Genomic DNA, 25,455 nt, shown 5'->3' with positions numbered 1-25,455 from the left:
ATTTATTCTTTAAATTTCATAGCAATTTTTGCTTGAAGTTTAAGCCAATCTTTTTGAAGCATTATAGGAAAACCCCCATAAACCCTACCGCCTTCAAGATTTTTACTCACACCACCGCGTGCTGCAATAGTGCTAAAATCCCCTATTCTTAAATGGCCGCTCGTTGCACTTTGTCCACCCATAACCACATTGCGTCCAAGCTCACTTGAACCCGAAATTCCAGTTTGTGCAACGATAATGCAATTTTGTCCTATATCACAATTGTGTCCTATTTGGACAAGATTATCTACTTTTGTTCCTGCTTTAATGATAGTGCTATCAAACACTGCTCTATCTATTGTTGTGCAAGCTCCTATTTCAACAAAATCTTCTAAGATAACATTACCATTGTGATAGATTTTATAATGCTCTCCATTTTTATTGTGCGCATAACCAAACCCATCGCTTCCTATTACGCAATTTGCAAGTAGATGACATTTTTTGCCAATTTTGCTATCATTATAAATCACCACATTAGGATGGATAATGCTTTCTTCGCCTATGCTAACATTATCTCCTATATAAGCTCCTGCCATAATGACAACATTTTCGCCTATATTGACATTATTGCCTATATAAACATTTGGCATGATTTTTGCACTTTTTGCTATATTTTGAACTTTTTCTTTTGCGTTGCTAAATAAAGGTTTAGCAAAAATTTTACTCAAAAAAGCAAAACACAAATGCGGACTTTGAGTAATGAGAGCTTTTGTATCTTTAGGTACTAAATTTTCATATTCTTTAGCAACCAAAATCGCTGCTGCTCCTGTGTTGGGTATATCTTTAATATTTCTTTCACCATCACAATAAGTAAGCTCGGTAAAATTCGCCCTCAATAAAGAATTTAAAGCCGTTATTTCGATATCTTCGCCTTCGTATTCTAAACTTAAAAATTCCGCTATTTCTTTTAATCTCATTTAAGCTCCATTAAAACCGATCCACTGCGAACAATGTCGCTAGGATTGTATTTTTTAATTGTTTTTAGAAAATTTTCTATACGATTTGTATCATCAGCTACAAGCAAGAAAAGAAAATTTTCATTGCTATTTGCAATAGTACCATTATAAGCTTTCAAAACGGCATCAAGTCCACCTAAATTTTCACTGAGTGGAATTTTTACAAGCGCCATTTCTTTTTCTATAAATTCATCTCTTTCTATTACCTTATAAGTAGGTATAAGTTTATGCAACTGCTTTACTATTTGCTCAAAAACACGCTCATCTCCAAAAGTAACTATATTGATACGAGAAAATTCTCCACCTGGTAAAGGAGCGACGGTTAAGCTATCGATATTATATCCCCTACCTGAAAAAAGTCCTACGATACGAGAAAGCACACCATGTTCATTTAAAACTATAACCGATAAAACACGCCTCATTGCTTATCCTTTAATTTTGGTAAAATCATATTATAAATAGCCCCACCCGCTGGCACCATAGGAAGCACATCTTCAAAGCGATCTATAAATACGTTAAGCAAGCTTGTTTTATTGGACTCTAAAGCTTGCTTGAATGCTGTGCGAAACTCATCTTTTGTTTTTATATTATATCCTTCACATCCAAAACCTTCAGCTATCTTTATAAAATCTGCTTGCAAGCTTAAATCTGTAGCCGAAAAATGCTCTTCATAAAACATGCTTTGCCATTGGCGAACCATTCCCAAGAATGAATTGTTTAAAATAATATTTATGGTTTTAATACCATTTTCATAAGCTGTCATTAATTCTTGAATATTCATTAAAACAGAACCATCGCCTACAAAATTTATAACAACTTCTTCTCCTACCGCAAGTTTCGCACCCAAAGCAGCAGGTAAAGAATACCCCATCGTTCCTTGTCCGCCACTGGTTGCAAGCTGTCTTGGGTAATTAAAAGGATAAAATTGCGCAACCCACATTTGATGTTGTCCTACATCAGTGATTATCCTTGCATCTGGAGCAAGTTTTGCGCACTCTTGTATTACCCATTGAGGTTTTAAAACCTCATCGCTATCTTCATAAACCAAAGGATAAAGCTCATCATAACGCTTAAGAGTTTGCCTCCACTCATGGATATTTGACTTAAATTGATTTTTTTTCAATTCTTCCAAAAGCTCTTTAACAACTTCTTTAATATCTCCAACTATAGGAAAATGCGCATTGATAATCTTAGAAATAGAACTTGGATCTATATCAATATGCACTATTTTAGAATGCTTGGCAAATTCACTTGTTTTACCTGTAATCCTATCATCAAAACGCGCGCCTATTGCTACTAATAAATCACATTCACTCAAAGCCATATTAGCTGTATAACTTCCATGCATTCCTGCCATTTTAAGATTTAGCTCATCATCACTTCTTAAAGTTCCAAGAGCCATTAAGGTTTCAACGGCTGGAATTTGAGTAATCTTAACAAGTTCTCTGATCTCATTAGCCGCATTTGATGCTATACATCCGCCTCCAAGGTAAAAAAGAGGACGCTTAGCTTCTTCTAAATTTTCAGCCAATTTTTTAATTTGTTTTGAATTTCCTTTATAAATAGGCTTATAAGTTTTCATTGAAATTTCTTTTGGATAATCCCAAATACCAAGGGCTGCACTTACATCTTTTGGTACATCAATATGCACAGGACCTTTTCTTCCACTTTTTGCTATATAAAAAGCCTCTTTTAATATTCTTGGAAATTCTTCTATGCAAGTGACTAAATAATTATGTTTTACACAGGGGCGAGAAATTCCTACCGCATCAATTTCTTGAAAAGCATCAGTGCCTATTAATGAATTTGCAACTTGACCTGAAATCAAAACCAAAGGTATAGAATCACTATAAGCTGTCGCAAGTCCTGTGATGGTATTAGTAAAACCAGGACCACTTGTAACAACAGCTACACCCACTTCACCACTCATTCTCGCATAAGCATCAGCTGCATGCACAGCAGCTTGCTCATGACGCACCAAAATATGCTTAAAATACTTTTGTAAATAAATTTCATCATAAATATTTAAGGCTGCTCCACCAGGATAACCAAAAACTATCTTAACATTCTCTTCTTTTAAAGCTTCGCAAATCATTGCTGAACCGCTTATTTTTCTCATAAGGCCTCCTTTGAAAATCAAATTATAACAATAATTCAATCTTTTATTTAGATAAAATATAAAAAAGTTTGAAAATTTTAATTTAAAAGCTCTCTAAGTGTTACATTTAATCTTTTTCCATCCACCCTTGCTCCAAATTTAGCCTTTGCTTCTTTCATCACCAAACCTTGATCTTTTAAAGAACTAACCCCTAAATTTGCAATCATTTCTTTTAAAGCTGCTTGCAATTCCTCATCGCTTAATTGTTGAGGTAAATAACTTTCAAAAAGTGCTATTTCTTTTTGTTCTTTTTGTGCCAAATCCTCTCTTCCACCTTTAGAATAAAGCTCGATAGCATCTTTGCGCTTTTTAATCTCGCTTGCGATAATTTTTAAAATTCTTTCATCACTTAGCTCTATTCTTTCATCTACTTCAACCTGTTTAAACGCGGCATTTAGCGTTCTTAAAGTATCGCGTTTAAAATCATCTTTTTGCTTCATCGCTTCTTTGATATCATTTAATATCTGCTCTTTTAAATTCATTGTATATCCTTTTATTTTAGTTAAAATTACAAATTTTAAGATTTAAACCAAAGCCTTTTAAGCCTATATAATCCTTATCACAACTTTGCGACATAAGCTTAATCTCTTCTATGCCAAAATATCTTAAAATTTGCGCACCTATACCATAATTTTTAAATTGAGTTGCACTTGATTTTTCACCCTGCATAAAAACTATCACTCCTCCATTTTCACTCAAAAAACGAATTTGATCTAATAATTTAGAAAATTTATCAGAGGTTAAAAGCTCAAAATCACTTCCACTAATATGAAATTTAACATTTTCACATTTTTGAATTTCTTTAAATGCAAATGCTATATGCTGAGCATTATTATGATCTGTAAAAATGAATTTTTGCGCTTTAAAACCTGCTAAAATAGCATCACTTTTTTCTTGTAATTTAATAAGACTTTCATTTTTTAAGCGATATTCTATGATATCAGAAACAGCTATCATGTTTAGATTATGCTTAGTACAAAATTCTTCCAAATCACTTCTTCTTGCCATATCTCCATCATCTTTAACAATCTCACAAATCACGCAAGCTTGTTTAAGCCCTGCTAAATGACAAAGATCAACCGTTCCTTCTGTATGGCCTGTGCGCTCTAAAACACCGCCTTTTTTGGCTATCAAAGGATTTATATGTCCAGGGCGTACAAAATCACTCGCTTTTGCATTATCGTCTGCAAAAATTTTTATCGTCATATCTCTTTCATAAGCACTTACACCTGTAGTTGCATCTTTTGCATCCACTGTGATTGTAAAGGCTGTTTCATGATTTGAAGTATTTTTGGGCACCATCAAAGGAAGTTCAAATTTTCTTGCAAGCTCTTCTGCGAGTGCTACACACACAACCCCTCTAGCTTCTTTTATCATAAAATTTACTTTTTCTTTAGTGCTAAATTGAGCTGGAAAAATCAAATCTCCTTCATTTTCTCTATCTTCTGCATCTACCATTACAAGCATTTTTCCTTCTTGTAAATCCTTAATTGCTTGCTCAATGCTTACAAACTTCATTTATAATCCTTAAAATATTATTTTTTTTAAAATTATAACTTCATTTGCTTGACAAATAAATTAAAATTGATTATAATCTCATTTTTACTTTTTAAAAATTAAATATTGGGGTATCGCCAAGCGGTAAGGCAACAGGTTTTGGTCCTGTCATTCAGGGGTTCGAATCCCTTTACCCCATCCACGAACTAAACTTCAAACACAAATTTGATTGTCGCGAAGTAGAGCAGTGGTTAGCTCGTCGGGCTCATAACCCGAAGGTCGGGAGTTCAAATCTCCCCTTCGCAACCAAAACTTATCCATAACTTTAAATCTTAAATATACAAAAATGATTTATTTTAATTTTCTAGAATTTTATTTTTTAACTAAAAAAATCGCATTATAAAATAACATAAAAATAAATTTATAACTAACATATAAGATATAATATGATATAAATTTTTAAATAAAATTTGATGAAGAACTTAGGAAGAAATTAAAGTCATTTTTAATAAAAAATAAAATGATGGTGGTTAGAGGCAGAATCGAACTGCCGACACGCAGATTTTCAGTCTGCTGCTCTACCGACTGAGCTATCCAACCAAGTCGTCTTTAAAAATAAAGTGTAATTATACTTTTTTTTCTTTAATTTAAGTTTAAATATAAAAATAAAATTTTATTTCCCTTAAAGTTTTAATAAGATAGAATACCCGCTTTAGATCATTATCAAATGGAATTTTTTTGAAACAATTTGGACTAGATAGACGAACTTTTAAAATTTTATTAGCTGGTTATATTATTATTGCATTGTTTGGGGCTTTATTGCTACATTCAAGTTGGGCACATACAACTCCTATTGATTTTTTAGATGCCTTTTTTACAAGCACATCTGCTGTTAGTATGACAGGATTAGTAGTTAAAAACACTGCGGTTGATTTTACTTTAGCAGGGCAAATTATTATCTTAGCTTTAGTACAAATTGGCGGTTTAGGATATATGGGTATAGGTTTATTTGTTTATATACTCATACGCAAAAAAGTTGGTTTTAGTGCAAGAAATTTACTAAAAGAGTCTTTATTTTATCCATCAATGGATGGTTTATTTAAATTTTTTAAAAAGGTGTTGCTGTTCATTTTTACTATAGAATTGATAGGTGCTATACTTCTTGCCATGCGTTTTGCCCTTGAAATGAATTTTAAGAAAGCTTTATGGTTTGGAATTTTTCATTCTATTAGCGCTTTTAATAATTCTGGGTTTACTATATTTGAACATGGGCTTATAGCTTATAAACATGATATAACAATTAATCTTATTATCACTTCTTTGATTATTATTGGAGGGCTTGGATATTTTGTTTTGGTTGAATTATACTTTTTTCAAAGAAAAAAATTGCAAAATTTAAGCCTACATACAAAAATAGTTGTTGTTGCAAGTATTTTTCTTATACTCTCTTCAACACTTATTATTTTTGCTTTTGAATACTCAAATCCTCAAACTATAGGACATTTTTCATTTTTTGATAAAATTTTAAGCTCATATTTTATCGCTATTAACTACCGTACAGCAGGATTTAATACCTTAGATATGGGACATTTGCATGATGCAAGCTTATTTTTTGGATCATTGTTTATGGTTATTGGTGGTGCACCAGGTGGAACAGCTGGGGGTATGAAAGTAACAACTGTAATGGTTTTATTGCTCTATGCTTATTGGAGTATCCGCGATGGAAGAGTTAGAATTTTTGGACATGAAATTCCAAGAGAAACTATATCTAAAGCTTTTATCATAGCTGTAGGTTCAGCTGTTTATATAGTAATAGCTGTTATTTTGCTTTCCTTGCTAGAGTCAAAATTTGATTTTATAGCCTTGCTTTTTGAAACTTCTTCAGCTTTTGCAACTGTAGGAATTTCAGTAGGAAATGGTGGAACTTTATCTTTATGCGCTTTGTTTAGTGATCCTAGCAAGGTAATTATCATCATTATGATGCTAAGTGGTAGGATAGGTGTTTTTGCTTTTTTACTCTCGGTATTCAAACAAGACAAATCTATTCATTTAAAATTCCCTGAAGGAAAGGTTAATTTATAAAGGTAAAATCGTGAAAAATCTTAATTATGGAATTATAGGACTTGGAAAATTTGGCTCAGTTGTAGCAGATGAACTCATTGCTGGAGGTCATACTGTTATCGTTGCAGATAAAGATGAGGAAGCTTTAAAAAGCATACAAAATCCTCCAAGCTATGCTTATATTTTAGATTCTACAAATATTTCAGCCCTAAAAGAAGCAGGCTTTCATGATGTTGAAGTTGTTATTGTCAGCATAGGAGAAAATGTTGAAAAATCAATCCTTACTCTTATGGCGCTTAAAGATATAGGTGTTAAAAATATCATTGCTAAAGCAACCTCTAATATCCATGGTCAAATTCTTTCTAAGTTAGGCGCCACAAAGGTTATTTATCCTGAAAAAGAAAGTGCTAAAAGACTAGTAAAAGAATTTTTAACCAAAGATGCTGATTATGAAGTTTTTGATCTTTCAGCAAATACTGTACGAGCTATTAAGATCAATATAGATGAAAAATTAGCAGGAAATTCTTTAAAACATGTAGCACAAAATATGAAAGTGATTTCTTATAAAAAATTAAATAGCGACTGGGAAATACTACCTGATTTAGAAACCACGACAGTTTATAGTGGAGATGTTGTAATTCTCCTTGGAACAGTTAAGGAACTTAGAGAATTTGAACACTAAGCAAGATTTAAAGCCTTGCAAGCCTTTACAAAACGCTTTAAGGCTGTTTTTTCTTTGGTAGAAATTTTATGATATATAACTTCATCTAAATAATATCTAACATCTTTTATATCTAAATCCCTTGTTTTGGCATATTTTTGAAGTATATAATAGGGAATTTTAATCTTTGTTTTTGGAAATTTTTTCAAAATTTGTTTATATAAAGCTTTTTTTTGCACACAAGAAAATCTAGCAAAAACAAAAGGCAATCCTGTTTTTTCGTGCCATTTTGCACATAAATCGATATATTTAGAAGGATCTTTTAGATAAAGCTTTAAAGCCTTATCGCCTATAATTACTTTTCCATCTTGTTTTAATACTTTAGCTAAAGCATTAGAAGTTGCCGAGCTTGGATCTTTAGCATTGGGTGTATTTTTTTCTACTAAAACACTTAAAACTCTTTTGTTAGCACAAATACCCAAATCTAAATTTTTATATTTTTTTCTAGCGCTTTCTATACTTGAAACAATAGCTGCATCAATTCTTCTATAAAACAAATCCTTATTTAGCTTACTTGGAACACCTTTTTTATACTCCATACTTGCTTTATAACCATTAGGTAAGGGATATTTCTTAAGATATATATGCAAAGGCAAAAGATTAATATAATCAATTTTTCCAAAAATCATCTCTTTTAAAGAGTGTTAAACACTCTATCTCCCGCATCTCCAAGCCCTGGGATTATATAACCTTTTTCATTTAAACTTTCATCGATTGAAGCAATATAAAGTTCAACATCACTATGAATTTTTGCAAATTTTTCAAGACCCTGTGGGGCTGCGAGTATAGAAATGAATTTAATCTTTTTTATCCCTTGATCTTTTAAAAAATTGCAAGCATCTATGGCTGTACCACCTGTTGCAAACATAGGATCTATAACAATAGCAGTGCGTTCTTTTGCATCTTTAGGAAGTTTTTGAAAATAAAAATCCGCCTTGAGCGTTTTTTCATTTCTAACAAAACCTAAAAACCCTACACTAGCATCAGGAATAAGTCTAAAAATACTATCAAGCATACCCAAAGCTGCCCTTAAAATAGGGCATATCATAATCTTTTCATCTAATCTTTTTACCTTAGCATTAGCAACAGGGGTTTGAATTTGTGTTTCTTTTAAACATAAATCTTTAGTCGCTTCAAAAAGCAAGAAAGTAGAAATCTCATCAATGAGCATTCTAAAATGGAAGGGTTTGGTTTCTTTATCGCGCAAAAATCCTAATTTATGCTCTATCAAAGGATGGCATATATGATGAATATTTTTCATTTTAAACTCTCAAAATATGCTTTTTCATCAAATTCTTTAAGCAAGGCTACCCCATCTTTTACAGCTGCAGCAGCCACTGCAGTACTTACAACAGCCTTAACTCTCTCATCAAAAGGTTTTGGGATAACATAATCTTTTCCAAATTCTAAGTGGCTTATATTGTAAGCATTTTTCACCGCATCGCTTACAGGTAGCTTTGCTAAATCCGCCAAAGCTCTTGCTGCAGCTACCTTCATATTTTCAGTGATTTTTGTCGCACGCACATCTAAAGCTCCACGGAAAATAAAAGGAAAGCCTAAAACATTATTGATTTGATTAGGATAATCACTCCTTCCTGTTCCTACAATAGCATCTTTTCTAAGTCTTGCTACATCTTCAGGCATCACCTCTGGAATAGGATTTGCCAAAGCAAAAATAACAGGATCTTTTGCCATAGACAAAATCATTTCATCATCCAGTATCTTTGGCGCACTCAGTCCCAAAAACACATCCGCATCTTTCATAGTCTCTTTTAAAGTATCTGCTTGTGTATCGCTTACAAATTCAAGTTTGTATTGATTTAAATCCGTTCTTTTTTTATTGACCACACCCTTGCTATCTACAAGAATGATATTTTTAACACCTAAATTTCTATACATTCTAGCACTAGCAATACCCGCAGCTCCTGCTCCACTTACAACAACTTTAATGTCTTCAAATTTTTTACCGCTTATCTCCATAGCATTCATAAGCCCTGCAGTTGAGATAATAGCAGTTCCATGCTGATCATCGTGCATTACAGGAATTCCTAAATTTTGCAAAGCCGCTTCGATTTCAAAACATTTAGGCGCTGAAATATCTTCTAAATTGATTCCACCAAAAGTCGGTGCTATGGCTTTACAAAAAGCAACAATTTCTTCAATACTGTGTGCTTCGATTTCTAAATCATACGCATTTACATCAGCAAATTTTTTAAACAAGCAAGCCTTACCTTCCATAACAGGTTTAGAAGCTTGTGCACCGATATTTCCAAGACCTAAAACCGCAGAACCATCACTAACGATAGCTACTAAATTCGCTTTGTTTGTATAAGTATAAGCAAGCTCATTGTTAGAAGCAATTTCAATGCAAGGTTCTGCAACACCTGGGCTATAAGCCAAAGATAAATCGTGGCTTGAATTCATAGGTTTTGATGGTTTTATATCTATCTTACCCCCTAAGTGGTATCTTAAAGCCTCTTCTTTTAAATTCATTATTTTCCTTTAAAATCTAAAAATTTTTCTATTCTTTTTTTACATTCATTGACCCCTAAAAACTCTAAAACTTCAAAAATGCTAGGACTAACCGCACTTCCTGTTAGAGCTATGCGTATAGGTTGAGCCAAATCTTTTAATTTTATCTCATTTTTTTGTAAGAATTCGTTAGTAAATTCTTCAAAATCTTTTGCACTTTTCTCTTCATTTAACTCATTTGCATAGTTTTGAAGCAGTAAAAGATTATTTTCATTTATAAATTTATTTATAGCATTTTCATCATAATTTTGTGGTGCTTCAATGATACTTTTAGCTCCGCTAATAATTTCAAGTAAAGTTTTTGCACGCTCTCTTAATAAATCCAACAAAAATCCTGCTTTTGCATAAGCACTTAAATCAAAGCCTAGATCTTTTAATTGGCGATTGATTTCTTCAAAAGGTAAAGTCTTGATATAATGAGCATTGAGCCATTCAAGTTTTTTAAAATTATAACAAGAAGCACTTTTGTTGATATGATTAGGATCAAAAAGCCTTTTAAGATCTTCTAAAGAAAAAACCTCATCATCGCCATGGCTCCATCCTAAACGCACTAAAAAATTTAGCAAAGCTTGAGGTAAAATTCCCATAGCCTTGTATTCCATCACATCGGTTGCTCCGTGTCGTTTTGAAAGCTTTTTACCATCTTCTCCATGTATCATAGCCACATGGTAAAATTTAGGAATTTCAAATCCTAAAGCCTCATAAAGCACGATTTGTTTAGGAGTATTTGAAAGATGATCATCCCCTCTAATCACATCGCTTACTCCCATTAAAGCATCATCAATTACAACTGTAAAATTATAAGTAGGACTTCCATCACTTCTTGCTATGATAAAATCATCTAAAATGTCTTCTACTTTAAATTTCACTTCCCCCTTAATACCATCTATAAAGCAAATTTCACCCTTTTGAGGAGCTTTTATACGCACCACGGGTTCTATATTTGATGGTGGAGTTCCTGTAAAATCCCTGTATCTGCCATCATATCTTGGGCGTTCTTTGGCCGCTTCTTGTTTAGCACGGAGTTCGTCAAGCTCTTCTTTACTCATATAACAATAATAAGCCTTGCCCTCATCTAAAAGTTTTTGTATGTATTTTTTATAAAGATCAAAGCGTTCAGACTGGTAAGTTACCTCACCATCATAATCCAAACCACACCATTTAAAGGCTTCTATGATAGCTTGCGTAGCTTCTTTGGAATTTCTTTTTAAATCCGTATCTTCTATACGAAGTAAAAAATTTCCCTTATTTTTTCTTGCATATAAATAATTATAAAGAGCGGTTCTTAAACCACCTATATGCAAATATCCTGTAGGGCTTGGAGCGAAACGAGTCGTAAGTTTTCCTGTCATTTTTTGCCTTTTCTTAAATTTTAATTGATATAATGCGATATTTACACTTAAATAAAGGTTTGAAATGAAAAAAATTTTACTAAGTTTTGTATTTTTTATAAGCTTAACTCATGCAAATACTATAAATGCTATTGCTGTAGTGGTAGATAAAGAGCCTATCACAACCTATGATATAGAACAAACCATGAAAACCCTAAATATACCTAAAAATCAAGCCTTGGGGATTTTGATTAATGAAAAAATGGAGCTTTCACAAATAAAACAATTTGGAATTTATACGAGTGAGCTTGAGCTTGATAATGCCATTGGTAAAATGCTAGCACAAAATAAAATTTCACTTGAAGACTTTAAAAGAGATTTACAAGCTAAGGGGCAAAATTACGAACAATTTCGTAGCAATTTTAAAAAAGATTTTGAAAAAAGAAAACTTTATGAAAAAATTGCCAGCACAGCTAAAACCGATTTTAGCGATGAGGGAGCTAAAAAATTTTTCGAACAAAATAAAAATAAATTTACACTCTTTACCGAAATTAATGTAAATATCTATCGTTCTAACAATGCACAAGATTTAGAAAATATAAAAGCCACTACAAAAACTGCACTTAAAGCAGAAAAAGCCACCCTCACTCCTAATAATTCAGATCCAAGACTTTTAGGACTTTTATCATCTATACCTATAGGAAGCTTTTCTCCGGTTTTAAATTCGCAAAAGGGTTATGAAATTTATCAAGTAAAGGATAAAAACGGAGGACAAACTCCAGAATATTATCAAATTAAAAATGAAATACTCAATGCTTATGTAAGCGAGCAAAGACAAAATTATATACAAGATTATTTCGATAAATTACGCTCAAAAATCAATATAGAGTATTTAAGATAAAATCAAGATGGAAAAAATCCATCTTGATTAATGTCTAGCAAGATAGTTAGTATCGTAATTATTACTAATAAAATCAGGATTATCCATCATTGTAAGATGAAAATCTTTAGTAGTTTTAATCCCACCTATAATCAGCTCATCTAAAGCTACTTTCATTTTTGAAATGGCTTTGTTGCGATCTTCTGCCCAAACCACAAGTTTTCCTATCATAGAATCATAATACGGCGGCACGCTGTAGTCTTGATAACAATGGCTTTCCATTCTAACATTGCGCCCTGCAGGTGGAACATACTTGATAATCTTACCTGGACTTGGCAAGAAAGTCTTAGGATCTTCAGCAGTGATTCTACATTCTATAGAATGTCCTTTTAACTTCACATTTTCTTGAGAAGGTAAAGCATAGCCTTCAGCTACTTTAATCATTTGTTCAATGATATCAATCCCGCTCACCATTTCGCTCACACAATGCTCAACTTGCAAACGCGTATTCATCTCTATAAAATAAAAATCCAAATTTTTATCCACCAAAAATTCAAAAGTCCCTGCACCTTCATAGCTTATAGCCTTAGCAGCCTTTACTGCTGTTTCGTGAAGTCTTGCGCGAGTTTTTTCATCGAGTAAAATTGCTGGAGATTCTTCTATAAGTTTTTGGTGGCGTCTTTGCATAGAGCAATCCCTCTCACCAATATGAATCACATTGCCAAAACTATCTCCTATAACCTGCACTTCTATATGGCGTGGATTTTGTATATATTTTTCCATATACATAGTCCCATCACCAAAAGCTGTCATCGCTTCACTTTCAGCTGACCAATATGCTTTTTCAAGATCTTTTTCATTTTCAACCACACGCATACCACGACCTCCGCCTCCAGCTGCTGCTTTTAAAATCACAGGATAACCGATCTCTTTAGCAAGTTTTTTAGCCGCTTCAGCACCCGCTAAAGCTCCATCACTTCCTGGTATAACAGGAACTCCTGCTCTTTGCATAACTTGCTTAGCTTTTGATTTATCACTCATCAAATTCATAGCTTCAACCGAAGGCCCTATAAATTTGATATTGTGTTTAGCACAAATTTCAACAAAAGTTTGATTTTCGCTTAAAAATCCATAACCTGGAAAAATCGCATCCGCTTCTGCAATTTCAGCTGCTGTAATAATAGCTGGGATATTTAAATAGCTTTCAGAACTTCTTGCTTTGCCTATACAAATGCTTGCATCAGCGTATTTTAAATACAAAGCATCTTTATCTGCTTCAGAGTACACACAAATTGCTTTTTTTCCCATTTCTTTAATCGTTCTTAAAGCACGCAGTGCTATTTCTCCACGATTAGCAATTAATATGCTTTTAATTTCCATTTTATAATTTCTCCACCGTAAATAAAGGCATACCAAATTCTACAGGCTGACCATCTGCAACTAAAATTTCTACTATTCTACAATCAAATTCAGCTTCGATCTCATTCATGATTTTCATCGCTTCGATGATAGCAATAGTATCGCCTTTTTTAACTGAACTGCCCACTTTTACAAAAGGAGCTGCGCCTGGGCTTGGAGCTTGATAAAAAGTTCCTACCATAGGGCTGTTTATACTTGGTTTATTTGATTTTGCACTTGAAGGCTGTGCTTCATTAACTACATTAACATTAATAGGCTGTGGAGCTGGAACAGGTGGGCAAGCCAAAGGAGCTGGAACATCACAACACATATCTCTTTCAAGTTCGATTTCAAATCCATCTTGCTCTTTGATTTTTATTTTACTGATATTAGCCTCGGCAAACAAATTTACTAATTCTTTAATCTCTTCTTTTGTCATATTTTCATCTCCTGATTTTAAGAACTTAATCTAGTATTATATTAAAAAACTTGAAATTTAACTTTAAAAAATAAAATTTCACACTTAAAAGTTTCATAAAATATAAAAAATAAGCTATAATCCAAAAAAATTATGTTTAAAAATAAAGGTATATTAAATGGGTTTAAAAGCAGACAATTGGATAAGAAAAATGGCACTCGAGCATCAAATGATAGAGCCTTTTTGCGAAGCAAATATAGGCAAAGGTGTAGTAAGCTATGGACTTTCAAGCTATGGTTATGATATACGCGTGGGGCGTGAATTTAAGATTTTTACCAATGTTAATTCAACTGTAGTGGATCCAAAAAATTTTTTAGAAGAAAATGTAGTAGATTTTGAAGGCGATGTATGTATAGTTCCTGCAAATTCTTTTGCACTTGCCAGAACTATAGAATATTTTAAAATGCCTGATGATGTTTTGGCTATTTGTCTTGGAAAAAGCACCTATGCAAGATGTGGTATCATCGTAAATGTAACTCCTTTTGAACCAGGCTTTGAAGGGCATATAACCATAGAAATTTCAAATACCACTCCCTTGCCTGCAAAAATTTATGCTAATGAAGGCATTGCACAAGTATTATTCTTGCAAGGTGATGAAAAATGTGACACCACTTACAAAAATAAAAAAGGCAAGTATCAAGCCCAAACGGGCATAACCTTGCCAAGAATTTTAAAATAGGAACACTTGTTGCTTTAATTTTAAAAAACTTAAGCAAAGGAAGGCAAAATGTTTAACAAAAAAAATATCTTAATCACAGGCGGAACAGGCTCTTTTGGAAAAACCTATACTAAGGTTTTGCTAGAAAATTATAAACCTAATAAAATCATCATTTATTCTCGTGATGAGCTTAAACAATTTGAAATGGCAAGCGTTTTTAACGCTCCTTGCATGCGTTATTTCATAGGAGATGTAAGAGACAAAGAGCGTTTAAGCACTGCTATGCGTGATGTGGATTTTGTTATACATGCTGCTGCGATGAAGCATGTGCCTATTGCTGAATATAACCCTATGGAATGTATAAAAACAAACATCCACGGCGCGCAAAATGTCATAGATGCTTGTTTTGAAAATGGGGTTAAAAAATGTATCGCTCTTAGTACGGATAAGGCTTGCAATCCTGTAAATTTATACGGTGCAACCAAACTTGCAAGCGATAAGCTTTTTGTCGCTGCAAACAACATAGCAGGTAACAAGCAAACACGATTTAGCGTTACAAGATATGGAAATGTAGTAGGTTCAAGAGGTTCAGTGGTGCCTTTCTTTAAAAAACTCATCAGCGAAGGAGCTAAAGAACTTCCTATCACCGATACGAGAATGACTCGTTTTTGGATCAGCCTTGAAGATGGAGTGAAATTTGTACTGAGCAATTTTGAAAGAATGCATGGAGGAGAAATCTTTATCCCTAAAATTCCTTCGATGAAAATCACCGATCTAGCTCACGCTTTAGCTCCTAATTTAAACCATAAAATCATAGGTATAAGAGCAGGAGAAAAACTTCATGAAATCATGATTTCAAGCGATGATAGCCATCTAACCTATGAATTTGAAAACTACTATGCCATAAGCCCTAGCATTAAACTTGTAGATAAAGATAATGACTTTAGTATCAATGCCCTAGGCGAAAAAGGGCAAAAAGTCAAAGATGGATTTTCCTATAGCTCGGATAACAATCCACAATGGGCAAGCGAAAAAGAGCTTTTAGATATCATCAATCATACTGAAGGTTTTTAAAATGCTTACTTATTCTCATCAAAATATCGATCAAAGCGATATAGAAGCAGTTTTAAACGCGCTAAAAGGTGAAATTTTAACCGGTGGTAAAAAAATCGATGAATTTGAAGAAGCCCTTTGTGAATACATAGGAGTTAAGCACGCTTGTGTATTAAACTCAGCCACTTCAGCCCTTCATCTTACCTATACAGCACTAGGTGTCCAAGAAAAAATCGTTTTAACTACCCCTTTAACCTTTGCTGCTACGGCTAATGCGGCCTTAATAGCTGGAGCTAAGGTAGAGTTTATCGACATTAAAAACGATGGCAATATAGATGAGAAAAAACTAGAAGCAAGACTTTTAAAAGATAGTAAAAATATAGGAGCTATTAGCGTGGTGGATTTTGGAGGAAATAGCGTTGAAATAGATGAAATTTCAAAACTTGCTAAACAATACAATATCCCTTTAATCGATGATGCAAGCCATGCTTTAGGGAGTGAGTATAAGGGTAAAAAAGTGGGTTCTATGGCGGATTTAAGTATCTTTTCTTTTCATCCTGTTAAACCCATCACTACTTTTGAAGGCGGGGCTGTGGTGAGTGATAATGAAGAGCTTATCACCAAAATCAAGCTTTTAAGAAGCCATGGTATCATTAAAAAAAGGCTTTGGGATAGCGATATGGTAGAACTTGGCTATAATTACCGCTTAAGCGATGTTTCTTGTGCTTTAGGGATAAACCAGCTTAAAAAACTCGATCACAATCTTGAAAAAAGAGAAGAAATTGCAAGTTTTTACGATAAAGAATTTGAAAAAAATCCTTATTTTTCCACGATAAAAATCAAAAATTATAAAAAAAGCTCAAGACATTTATACCCTATCTTGCTTTTTCCTGAATTTTATTGTCAAAAAGAAGAACTTTTTGAAAGCTTACTTCATGCAGGAATTGGCGTACAGGTACATTATAAACCAACTTATGAGTTTAGTTTTTATAAAAAACTCTTAGGAGAAATCAGACTCCAAAATGCGGATAATTTTTACAAAGCCGAGCTTAGCATACCTTGTCATCAAGAAATGAATCTAAAAGATGCAAAATTTGTAAAAGATACTTTATTTAGCATTCTTGAAAAAGTTAAAAAGGGATATTGTGAATAAGCTAGACTTTAGAAGCCAAGATTTTAGCCAAACTGGAAAGGCTATGTATGAACTAGCTTGCGAACTTTTTCCTATCCCTAGAAGCATCACAGGGCAAGGTTTTAGAGCTAGCTTAGAAATTTTAAATAAAACTCTGGGCGGGGGGGGGGATACTCAAATTTCACTCTATAAAAAGTGGCACAAAGGTTTTTGACTGGATAGTCCCTGATGAATGGAACGCCAAAGAAGCCTATATCATCACTCCAGAAGGAGAAAAAATTTGTGATTTTAAAAAGCATAATTTACACCTTCTAAATTATAGCGAAGCTATCGATAAAGAAATCGAACTTGAAGAACTTCAAAATCATCTTTACTCCATAGAAGAAATGCCCGATGCTATTCCTTATGTAACGAGTTATTACAAAAGGCGTTGGGGATTTTGTCTCACGCATAATGAAAGAAAAAAACTCAAAAAAGGCAAATACAAAGTCTATATCAATGCGAAACATGATGAAAATGGGGTTTTGGATTATGCTGATTTTATCCTACCTAGTACGCAAAATTCAAAAGATGAAATTTTAATTTCAACCTATCTTTGCCACCCTTCCATGGCAAATAATGAGCTTAGTGGTCCTGTGGTGGCTATTTTCCTAGCAAAATGGCTTTTGAGTTTAAAAGAAAGAAAGTATAATTACCGCTTTGTCATCATTCCTGAAACCATAGGCTCTATAGTCTATCTTAGCAAACATTTAAAGCATTTAAAAAAACATGTTAAAGCAGGCTTTGTGCTTTCTTGCTTAGGCGATGATCATGCTTACTCACTCATACACACACCCAAAAAAAACACTCTAAGTGATAAAGTTGCCTTACATACGCTTAAAAATAAAGAAAATTTCAAAGCTTTTAGTTTTTTGGATCGTGGGAGCGATGAAAGACAATACAATGCTCCGCTTGTAAATCTTGGCATTGTAGGAATATGTCGCACAAGATACGGTGACTATGATGGATATCATAACTCAAAAGATGATCTCAATTTTATCTCTGAAAAAGGCTTAATGGGTGGACTTTCAAGCATACAAGAAATGATTTTAAATCTAGAAATCAACGCTGTATATGAAAACACCATAGTATGCGAACCCAATCTTGGCAAAAGAGGACTATATCACACCCTTAGCACTGCTAATGACATTCCTTTAGCTTGTAATTTTCTAGCTTACTGTGATGGGGAAAATGATATCATCGATATAGCCAATATCTTAAATATGCAAGCTTATGAATTTAAAGAACTTTTGGAAAAAATAAAATTTTATGGACTGGTAAAATGAAATATTTTTTAGAACACAATGGCAAAAAATACTCCGATAAGGATTTAATAGATGCTTTTTATCAACTAGGTATAAAAAGGGGTGATATTTTATGCGTACATACAGAACTTATGAAATTTGGCAAAGCTTTGCTTACTAAAAATGATTTTTTAAAAACCTTACTTGAATGCTTTTTTAAAGTGCTAGGCAAGGAAGGCACTCTTCTAATGCCAACCTTTACTTATAGTTTTTGCAAAAATGAAACTTATGATAAAGTGCATTCTAAAGGCAAAGTGGGAGTGCTGAATGAATTTTTTAGAACTAGCGGGGGGGGGTTAGGCGAACTAGCGACCCTATTTTTTCCTTTGCTGTGAAGGGTGCTAAAGCAGATATTTTTTTAAAAGAAAACTCAAGCTGTTTTGGAAAGGATAGTGTATATGAAATTTTAACTAGGGAAGGTGGGAAATTTATGCTTTTAGGCTTGAATTATGGACACGCCCTAACGCATTATGCTGAAGAGAGAAATACCAGCTTTTGCAGGTATTTTAAGGAATTTAAGGGCTTTGTGATTGACGAGCTAGGACAAAAAAGAGAAAAAAGGATAAATTATTATGTAAGAGACTTGGAAAAAGCCTATGTATGCAGCCTTGATAAGATAAATGAAATCGTGCGGCAAACAAGGTATTACAAAAGCATAAAATTTGCAGGAGATTTTCTAGAAAGCTATGATGCTAAAGAATATGTCAAAGCCATAGGCAACGCCCTTAAGCAGGATAAATTTGCCATATATGAAAAGCTTCTTTTATGAAAAATATTTAAAGGTAGTTTATGAAATATTTACTTGAATTTGAAAATAAAAAATACTCCACTTACGACTTCATAGAAACTTTTTACAAACTAGGACTACAAAAAGGCGATACCTTGTGTGTGCATACTGAACTTTTTAATTTCGGTTTTCCCTTGCTTTCTAGAAATGAATTTTTACAGACTATATTAGATTGTTTTTTTGAAGTTATAGGCAAAGAAGGCACTTTGATCATGCCAACCTTTACTTATAGTTTTTGCAAAAATGAAGTTTATGACAAAATAAATTCCAAAACAAAAATGGGAGCATTAAATGAATATTTTCGCAAACAAACAGGAGTAAAACGCACAAACGATCCTATATTTTCTTTTGCTATAAAAGGAGCAAAAGAAGAATTATTTTTAAAAGATACAACAAGTTGTTTTGGGGAAAATTGTGTTTATGAGGTTTTAACCAAAGAGAATGGAAAATATATGACATTTGGAGGCCAAGGACACACACTAACACATTATGCAGAAGAACAATTTAATGTATTTTACAGATATCATAAAATTTTCTCTGGAATTTTAATTGATGAAAACAATATATCATACAATAAAACCATTAGTTATTATGTTAGAAAACTTGACATATCTTCTGAGCCCAATTTAATTAACATTATCAATATTGTTAATAATACTAAAAATTTTAAAAAAAACAATTTTGCAGGAGATCATATAAATATTTACAACGCTAAAGAATATATAGAAATTTTATGGAAAAAATTAGATATAAACCAAACAATTCTAATAGAAAATTATGATACAATATATTAATTTTCAACATTCTCAAGAAAGTGGTATACAATGGAAAAACAATTTTATGAAATTTTAGAAAATATACTTGAAACCAAAGTAGATGAAAATACAAATTTAAGCATGGAAAACTGCAAGAACTGGACTTCTTTAGCTCATATTGATATCATCATGAGTTTAGAAGAAGAATTTGAAATCAAATTTAACAAAGAAGATTTAAGTCTCTTAAAATCTCAAAGCACTTTACTAGAAAAAATTCAAACCCTAAAGGCAGAAAAATGAAAGAAAATATTGAAAAATTATTTCAAGCCATCGCTCAAAAAAATCCTATCCATTCTAAATATCTTAAAAAAATTGAATTTCCACAAGAAGACGAAGAAGAATTTGATAAATTAATTTCTTATTATATTCAAGATGGTATCAGTATAAAAGAACAATGCGATTGTTATTTATTGATCCTTAACGATACTTTAGAAGAAACAAAATTTTTCATAGAAAATGGGGCTTATCGTTATTCTAGCTTTGATGAAGTTAAGGATAAAGTTTATTTTAATGAAAGTTATATGAAACAATACATGATAGGCCTAGCTCTTTCTTCTTTTGTTTGGATAGCTCATATTAAAGTGAGAAAGTATTTTTCGCAATATTTAAAAAATTTTACTCCAAAAACAACTTATTTTGAAATAGGCCCTGGCCATGGAGAATATTTTGCAAGAGCAGTTAAAAGTGGTAAATTTTCCGCCTTTTATGGACTTGATATCTCTCCAACAAGTTGCGAACTTACTCAAAAAATGGTAAAACAACAAGTAGGGGGATTGATTACAAAATGTGATTTTTTATGTCAAGATTTTTTTACTTATGATTTTGATAAAAAAGCTGATTTGATAGTGATTGGAGAAGTGCTAGAACACGTAGAAAAACCTCTTGAATTCCTTAAAAGATCTAAAGAGCTTCTTAGCGATGGAGGGGAAATTTTTGCAACTATTCCTATCAATGCTCCTGCTATTGATCATATTTATTTATTTTCCCATCCTGATGAAGTTAAAGATTTGATAGAAAAATCAGGCTTAAAATTTAAAGCTTATGAATGTTTTATGGCAAATGATTATAGTTTGGAAAAAGCATTGAAATTTAAAAATGCTATCACTATGGCGGTAGTTTTAAATGCTTAATACAACACTCAATTTACCCCTTCATCATATAGGCGTGGCTTGTAAAAATTTAGAAAAAGAAAGGGAATGTTTTTTTAAACTAGGTTTTTATAAAGAATCAGAATTTATAGATGAAAAACAAGGGGTAAGAGGCGAATTTATCATTCCTTGTAATGAAGCATTTCCACAGTATAGATTTGAACTTTTGCAAAATTTAAACGATAAAGGACCACTAGATAGCTATTTGAAAAATAATACCAAAATGTATCATTTAGCCTATGAAAGTAAAAATATCGCCCAAGATTTAATTCTTTTGGAACAACAAGGAGGCATTTGTATTGTTCCTATTATGCAAGCAAGCTATTTTGCTAAACTTTGTTTTATCATGATGCCAAATAGGCTTTTAATCGAACTTGTGGAGCTAAAATGAATCTTTTTTCACCTCATTTAAAACGCAATGAGCTTATAAAATTTGCCAAAGAATTAGACTTTAGTAAAAGTCAAGATCTTCTTATTAATGTCCATAGAAATCATGCTTTTGAAGGAGTGCAAAGTATCATTGCTCCTTTTTTACATTTTGCTAATTTAAGAGCTGAGTTTAATTTCAGCTCTTATGATGATAGCTTGAGTTTTGATAACTTTAAAGAAGCTAGTTTAGAACTTTTATGGCTAGATTTAACCCGCTATAAAAATAATGTGCAAAATTTTATAGAAGAAAGACTTTTAGAACTAAGAAAAATTTCACAAAACCCTATTTTAGTTCTTAGTTTAGGAGAATTTAAAACAGATAAAAAAATTTTAAATTGTGAAATTTTTAACATAGAAAAACTCATAAAAGAGTATTTTGATGAAGAAGATATTTTAGACCTAGCTAAAGAAGAACTTACAGGCTCTAAGCTTAATAATAAAGCCTTGATTTTCTTGGCACAAATTTTAGGACTTAGCCTCATCCCTGCACTCGTAAAACCCGCTCTTAAAGCTCTTGTACTTGATCTTGATAATACCTTGTATCAAGGAATTTTAGGTGAAGAGGGTATAGATAATCTTAATTTAAGTCCTTTGCACAAAACCTTACAAGAAAAAATTAAAACTTTTAAAAAACAAGGGTTTTTACTTGCCCTAGCTTCAAAAAATGAAGAAAAAGACGCAAAAAAACTTTTTGAAACAAGGAAAGATTTCATCTTACAATGGGATGATTTTGATGCTAGAATGATCAATTGGGAACCAAAGGGTGAAAATATCTTAAAAATTGCTAAAAAATTTAATATAAATACTAACGCTATGCTTTTTATAGATGATAATATCGCCGAGCTTGAAAATACCAAATTTACAGGCGTTAAAACACTTTTATGCGATGAAAATATACTTTATAAAATCAAACTTTTTCCTAATCTTTTAAAACTTTCAAATACCAAAGAAGATCAAATTCGTGCCAAAGATATAGCAGCCAATGCTTTAAGAGAAGAGCTTAAAAGCTTAAGCGATGAAGAATATTTTCAAAATCTTGAAATCAGCTTAAATTTTAGCAAAAATGATCTGCAAAATATCCCTCGCATTAGCGAACTTTTAGGCAAAACCAATCAATTTATCGCTAATTACACACGCTTAAATCAAGAAAAAGTCGCACAACACATGCAAAAAGAACTCATTGTAAGTGCGAGTATGAGTGATAAATTAAGCGATAGTGGGATTATCGCTATTTTTGTTTTTTCTTGCAAAGAAGGAAATTTATTTATCGATGATCTTTGCATTTCTTGTAGGGCTTTAGGTAGAAAACTTGAAACTAGAATGTTTTTTAAAGCTTTTGAACTAGCTTTACATTTCTTTGATCTTAAAAACAATAATGCAAGGCTTTACTATCAAAAAGGCGAAAGAAATATGCCATTTTTGAGCTTTTTAGAACAAATTTCTAAAGAAATTGAAAAAAACTCAGCCCTTGTTTCATTTCAAAATTTAAATTTTAAAGGACTTATAATCCATGAAAACTAGATTTGATAAAGCTAAAATTTCAGGTATTTGCGTAAGCGTACCTGAACATAAAATTTGCATTGATGATGAGTTAGAAAGCGTTTTTTCAAACGATATCAAAACCCTTAAAAGAATGAAAAAAGTCATAGGCTTAAACACGCGTTATATTTGTGATGAAAACACTTGTGTAAGCGATCTTGGCAAACACGCAGCCAATACACTTTTACAAGGTTTAAATATAGATAAAAATAGCCTTGACGCACTCATCGTAGTAACTCAAAGTCCTGATTTTTTCATGCCTTCTACGGCTTGTTATTTACATCAGCTTTTAAATTTAAGCTCTAAAACCATAGCTTTTGATTTAGGGCAAGCTTGTGCAGGGTATTTATACGGCTTATTTGTCGCTCATTCTTTAATACAAAGTGGCTTAGGTAAAATTTTACTCATTTGTGGAGATACTTTAAGCAAATTCATCCACCCTAAAAATATGAATTTAGCCCCTATTTTTGGCGATGGAGTAAGTGCAACTTTAATTGAAAAAACAGATTTTAATGAAGCTTTTTTTGAGCTTGGAAGCGATGGAAGACATTTTGATAAACTCATCATTCCAAAAGGTGCGATGAGAATACCTAAAGCAGATATTTTTAACGATGATTCGCTCATGCAAACTGAGGAGTTTAGGCAATTAGAAAATCTTTACATGGACGGAGCAAATATTTTTAATATGGCTTTAGAATGCGAACCTAAAAGCTTTAAAGAAATTTTAGAATTTTCCAAGGTAGAAGAAAAAGACATTGCTTTTCATCTTTTTCATCAATCTAATGCGTATTTGGTTGATTGTATTAAAGAAGAGTTAAAACTTAATGATGATAAAGTTCCTAATTTCATCATGGAAAAATACGCTAATTTAAGCGCTTGTTCACTACCTGCTCTACTTTGCGAACTAGATATTCCAAAAGAATTTAAAGCGAGTTTAAGTGCTTTTGGTGCAGGGCTTAGCTGGGGAAGTGCGGTGCTAAATTTCAAGGATTTATACACAAAAGATATTTTAATTTACACAAAGGAGAAATAATGACAAAAACTGAATTTTTAGAAGAGCTTAAAGAAGCTATGCATAGAGATGAAGACTTAAATGAAGATATGCTACTTGATGATATAGACGAGTGGGATAGTTTGGCTTTTGTATCTGTGATGGTGCTTTATAAAAATCTTTTTGCTTTAAAAATCACAGCCGAGGACTTGAAAAATTGTCAAAAAGTGAGCGATTTAATCAATTTAGCAAAGCTTGATTAAAACCTTTAAGGTTTTAATCTTTTATCTCTAATTCAAATTTATCTCCCACATCTTTAAATATAAACACTTTATTCCCACAAGGATAAGAGATGGAATTTTCTTGCATTAAAGATTTTCTTCCTTGCAATTTTTCAAGCATTAAAGGAAGTTCTTTTCTAAATAAGGCTTTATCAGGTATACCACAACCATGGTCTAAATTTTTAATAAATTTTCCATCAATTTTATTTTCATCTATTAGATTTAAGCTTACATCATATCCTAAAATTTTTAATATTTGCATGGTTTGTTCTTTAAAATTTGCTGGAGTTAAAGGATCTTCTTTGCTATGATAACTCACATAAATAATATTTTTATTTTTTTGACTTTGTAAAATCAAATGATCTTTATTTAGCAATGTTCTAATAAAATAATTTTCATTATTAAAAAAATAAGGTGAATTTTCTTTACGTGTCCAATGGGTTTTTAGAAAACAACTCACAAAAAAATGATCGCCCTGCATATACATATCCCCATTAGTATCTTTGCTTTTAAATTCCAACTCTCTACCAATAATATAATTAAGCGGTGGAACAGCCGAACCCGAATTATCAATCACACCATCCACATACCAAGGAGCTATCTTTGCTATGAGTAAAGATAGGTATCCTCCATAAGACCCCCCCCCATAAATTTTTGGTAAATCTGCAAATTCTGGAAAACGTTTAACTAAATCTTTTAAAGCATTGATATGATCAATAGCTGCCATAACGCCATAGTTTTGATAATCTCCATTAGGTGGGATAAAAGTTGCACTTAGTCTTTCTTCAAAATCATAAGGCAATCGATTTAACATTTTTAATTCTGTCATAATCTCGCTCAAATATTCACAATGACTAACTACAGTATTATTGGCTAATTGATCACATGGAATATTGTATTTACGAAGCACTTTTTCTATTAATTTTAAATCATCTTTTGTAAAATCTGCTAATGTTGAATACTTTTCAACATCCGAACGCCTTTGGCAAAAACAATGATAAAAAACATTTATTGTCACTACATCAAAATTTTTAGCAATATAATTTCTATAAGAATCTAAAAAATATATATTTGCATTAGCTCCATAACCTCCTATGACAAAAACTATAGCTTTGAGATCTTTTTCATCATCATAACTTATGCGGTATTCAAGCTTACTGGTTCTTTTAATACCTAGCTCTACATCATCACAAGAATCAATTTCAAAGGTTTGATTTATGAGCATATA

The 25,455-nt window shown here is 32.3% G+C and carries 25 protein-coding genes, 3 tRNA genes and 2 pseudogenes; 17 read left to right on the top strand and 13 right to left on the bottom strand.

Features of this window, described 5'->3' with window-relative positions; genetic code table 11:
* Positions 1-2: 2 nt before the first annotated feature.
* The 5 genes from lpxD to BGS43_RS06225 form a co-directional block, all read right to left on the bottom strand.
* On the bottom strand, positions 3-956 hold the full coding sequence (lpxD, locus tag BGS43_RS06245; protein ID WP_002777599.1) for a UDP-3-O-(3-hydroxymyristoyl)glucosamine N-acyltransferase: 954 nt from the start codon (positions 954-956) through the stop codon (positions 3-5).
* Positions 953-1,417 (bottom strand): acetolactate synthase small subunit, encoded by a 465-nt coding sequence (ilvN, locus tag BGS43_RS06240; protein WP_002782017.1) that lies wholly within the window; start codon positions 1,415-1,417, stop codon positions 953-955. The genes lpxD and ilvN overlap by 4 nt, the downstream gene beginning before the upstream one ends.
* Positions 1,414-3,114 carry an acetolactate synthase large subunit gene (locus tag BGS43_RS06235; RefSeq protein WP_052780711.1) on the bottom strand — a complete coding sequence of 567 codons (1,701 nt, stop codon included), beginning with the start codon at positions 3,112-3,114 and terminating at the stop codon, positions 1,414-1,416. Before BGS43_RS06235 ends, ilvN begins: the two co-directional genes overlap by 4 nt.
* A 77-nt stretch (positions 3,115-3,191) precedes the next feature.
* Positions 3,192-3,635 carry a GatB/YqeY domain-containing protein gene (locus tag BGS43_RS06230; protein WP_002777611.1) on the bottom strand — a complete coding sequence of 148 codons (444 nt, stop codon included), beginning with the start codon at positions 3,633-3,635 and terminating at the stop codon, positions 3,192-3,194.
* 16 nt (positions 3,636-3,651) lie between these two features.
* Complete coding sequence (locus BGS43_RS06225; RefSeq protein ID WP_002825197.1) at positions 3,652-4,671, bottom strand: bifunctional 3,4-dihydroxy-2-butanone 4-phosphate synthase/GTP cyclohydrolase II; 1,020 nt, start codon at positions 4,669-4,671, stop codon at positions 3,652-3,654.
* A gap of 106 nt (positions 4,672-4,777) precedes the next feature.
* Between BGS43_RS06225 and BGS43_RS06220 the strand changes: the two genes are divergently transcribed.
* Both BGS43_RS06220 and BGS43_RS06215 read left to right on the top strand, forming a co-directional pair.
* A tRNA-Gln gene (locus tag BGS43_RS06220) sits at positions 4,778-4,852 on the top strand.
* Between the two features lie 31 nt (positions 4,853-4,883).
* Positions 4,884-4,959 (top strand) — tRNA-Met (locus tag BGS43_RS06215).
* A gap of 215 nt (positions 4,960-5,174) precedes the next feature.
* Here the strand turns inward: BGS43_RS06215 and BGS43_RS06210 are convergent.
* Positions 5,175-5,250: transfer RNA gene (locus tag BGS43_RS06210), tRNA-Phe, on the bottom strand.
* 138 nt (positions 5,251-5,388) lie between these two features.
* Between BGS43_RS06210 and BGS43_RS06205 the strand changes: the two genes are divergently transcribed.
* On the top strand, positions 5,389-6,732 hold the full coding sequence (locus BGS43_RS06205; protein WP_096569217.1) for a TrkH family potassium uptake protein: 1,344 nt from the start codon (positions 5,389-5,391) through the stop codon (positions 6,730-6,732).
* Between the two features lie 10 nt (positions 6,733-6,742).
* A complete protein-coding gene (locus tag BGS43_RS06200) occupies positions 6,743-7,393 on the top strand; it encodes a potassium channel family protein (RefSeq protein WP_025399140.1) in 651 nt (216 codons plus the stop codon).
* On the opposite strand, the gene BGS43_RS06195 is transcribed toward BGS43_RS06200, so the two are convergent.
* The 4 genes from BGS43_RS06195 to gltX are packed head-to-tail and all read right to left on the bottom strand — an operon-like array spanning position 7,390 to position 11,316.
* The gene (locus tag BGS43_RS06195) at positions 7,390-8,061 is read right to left on the bottom strand and encodes a menaquinone biosynthetic enzyme MqnA/MqnD family protein (RefSeq protein ID WP_057044917.1); all 672 of its coding nucleotides are present in this window, start codon (positions 8,059-8,061) and stop codon (positions 7,390-7,392) included. The two genes, BGS43_RS06200 and BGS43_RS06195, sit on opposite strands and share 4 nt — an antisense overlap.
* A gap of 5 nt (positions 8,062-8,066) precedes the next feature.
* The gene (gene upp / locus BGS43_RS06190) at positions 8,067-8,693 is read right to left on the bottom strand and encodes a uracil phosphoribosyltransferase (protein ID WP_096569214.1); all 627 of its coding nucleotides are present in this window, start codon (positions 8,691-8,693) and stop codon (positions 8,067-8,069) included.
* Positions 8,690-9,925, bottom strand: a complete 1,236-nt coding sequence (locus tag BGS43_RS06185; protein ID WP_002825206.1) for a malic enzyme-like NAD(P)-binding protein — start codon at positions 9,923-9,925, stop codon at positions 8,690-8,692. Before BGS43_RS06185 ends, upp begins: the two co-directional genes overlap by 4 nt.
* Positions 9,925-11,316 carry a glutamate--tRNA ligase gene (gltX, locus tag BGS43_RS06180; protein ID WP_025399142.1) on the bottom strand — a complete coding sequence of 464 codons (1,392 nt, stop codon included), beginning with the start codon at positions 11,314-11,316 and terminating at the stop codon, positions 9,925-9,927. The genes BGS43_RS06185 and gltX overlap by 1 nt, the downstream gene beginning before the upstream one ends.
* A gap of 64 nt (positions 11,317-11,380) precedes the next feature.
* Here gltX and BGS43_RS06175 point away from each other — a divergent pair, with 64 nt between their 5' ends.
* A complete protein-coding gene (locus tag BGS43_RS06175) occupies positions 11,381-12,196 on the top strand; it encodes a hypothetical protein (protein WP_002777626.1) in 816 nt (271 codons plus the stop codon).
* A gap of 27 nt (positions 12,197-12,223) precedes the next feature.
* Here the strand turns inward: BGS43_RS06175 and BGS43_RS06170 are convergent, their stop codons facing one another.
* Positions 12,224-13,555 (bottom strand): acetyl-CoA carboxylase biotin carboxylase subunit, encoded by a 1,332-nt coding sequence (locus tag BGS43_RS06170; RefSeq protein ID WP_025399143.1) that lies wholly within the window; start codon positions 13,553-13,555, stop codon positions 12,224-12,226.
* Between the two features lies 1 nt (position 13,556).
* Entirely contained in the window at positions 13,557-14,012 is a 456-nt protein-coding gene (gene accB, locus BGS43_RS06165) for an acetyl-CoA carboxylase biotin carboxyl carrier protein (RefSeq protein ID WP_002777628.1), read from the bottom strand.
* Between the two features lie 157 nt (positions 14,013-14,169).
* On the opposite strand from accB, the gene dcd reads away from it, so the two are divergent.
* The 12 genes and pseudogenes from dcd to BGS43_RS06105 all read left to right on the top strand — a co-directional run bounded on the left by dcd (position 14,170) and on the right by BGS43_RS06105 (position 24,209).
* The gene (dcd, locus tag BGS43_RS06160; RefSeq protein WP_052785176.1) at positions 14,170-14,730 is read left to right on the top strand and encodes a dCTP deaminase; all 561 of its coding nucleotides are present in this window, start codon (positions 14,170-14,172) and stop codon (positions 14,728-14,730) included.
* Between the two features lie 48 nt (positions 14,731-14,778).
* Positions 14,779-15,783, top strand: coding sequence for a UDP-N-acetylglucosamine 4,6-dehydratase (inverting) (pseB, locus tag BGS43_RS06155; protein WP_052784831.1), 1,005 nt, complete (start codon positions 14,779-14,781; stop codon positions 15,781-15,783).
* Position 15,784: 1 nt separating this feature from the next.
* Positions 15,785-16,915, top strand: a complete 1,131-nt coding sequence (gene pseC / locus BGS43_RS06150; protein ID WP_096569210.1) for a UDP-4-amino-4,6-dideoxy-N-acetyl-beta-L-altrosamine transaminase — start codon at positions 15,785-15,787, stop codon at positions 16,913-16,915.
* Positions 16,908-18,219 (top strand): annotated as a pseudogene (locus BGS43_RS06145) (DUF4910 domain-containing protein). The gene pseC and the pseudogene BGS43_RS06145 overlap by 8 nt, the downstream one beginning before the upstream one ends.
* Positions 18,216-19,006, top strand: a pseudogene (locus BGS43_RS06140) (AAC(3) family N-acetyltransferase). Before BGS43_RS06145 ends, BGS43_RS06140 begins: the two co-directional pseudogenes overlap by 4 nt.
* Before the next feature lie 20 nt (positions 19,007-19,026).
* Positions 19,027-19,818: an N-acetyltransferase LegH gene (gene legH, locus BGS43_RS06135; protein ID WP_002856586.1), complete on the top strand. Its 792-nt coding sequence runs from the start codon at positions 19,027-19,029 to the stop codon at positions 19,816-19,818.
* Positions 19,819-19,848: 30 nt separating this feature from the next.
* The gene (locus BGS43_RS06130) at positions 19,849-20,079 is read left to right on the top strand and encodes an acyl carrier protein (protein WP_002803470.1); all 231 of its coding nucleotides are present in this window, start codon (positions 19,849-19,851) and stop codon (positions 20,077-20,079) included.
* Positions 20,076-20,969: a class I SAM-dependent methyltransferase gene (locus tag BGS43_RS06125; protein ID WP_002826596.1), complete on the top strand. Its 894-nt coding sequence runs from the start codon at positions 20,076-20,078 to the stop codon at positions 20,967-20,969. The genes BGS43_RS06130 and BGS43_RS06125 overlap by 4 nt, the downstream gene beginning before the upstream one ends.
* Positions 20,962-21,378: a VOC family protein gene (locus tag BGS43_RS06120; protein ID WP_002791673.1), complete on the top strand. Its 417-nt coding sequence runs from the start codon at positions 20,962-20,964 to the stop codon at positions 21,376-21,378. Before BGS43_RS06125 ends, BGS43_RS06120 begins: the two co-directional genes overlap by 8 nt.
* Positions 21,375-22,937: an HAD family hydrolase gene (locus BGS43_RS06115; RefSeq protein WP_096569207.1), complete on the top strand. Its 1,563-nt coding sequence runs from the start codon at positions 21,375-21,377 to the stop codon at positions 22,935-22,937. Before BGS43_RS06120 ends, BGS43_RS06115 begins: the two co-directional genes overlap by 4 nt.
* Complete coding sequence (locus tag BGS43_RS06110) at positions 22,927-23,988, top strand: beta-ketoacyl-ACP synthase III (protein WP_096569204.1); 1,062 nt, start codon at positions 22,927-22,929, stop codon at positions 23,986-23,988. The genes BGS43_RS06115 and BGS43_RS06110 overlap by 11 nt, the downstream gene beginning before the upstream one ends.
* On the top strand, positions 23,988-24,209 hold the full coding sequence (locus BGS43_RS06105; RefSeq protein WP_002777644.1) for an acyl carrier protein: 222 nt from the start codon (positions 23,988-23,990) through the stop codon (positions 24,207-24,209). The genes BGS43_RS06110 and BGS43_RS06105 overlap by 1 nt, the downstream gene beginning before the upstream one ends.
* A gap of 13 nt (positions 24,210-24,222) precedes the next feature.
* Here the strand turns inward: BGS43_RS06105 and BGS43_RS06100 are convergent, their stop codons facing one another.
* A complete protein-coding gene (locus BGS43_RS06100) occupies positions 24,223-25,452 on the bottom strand; it encodes a DUF2920 family protein (RefSeq protein WP_096569229.1) in 1,230 nt (409 codons plus the stop codon).
* Between the last annotated feature and the right edge of the window lie 3 nt (positions 25,453-25,455).

It is taken from the genome of Campylobacter sp. 110, assembly GCF_002383965.1.
In the GTDB taxonomy this organism is placed as follows: domain Bacteria; phylum Campylobacterota; class Campylobacteria; order Campylobacterales; family Campylobacteraceae; genus Campylobacter_D; species Campylobacter_D coli.
The sequence above is the reverse complement of the archived record's forward strand: the minus strand, read 5'-3'. Positions and strand labels throughout refer to the sequence as shown.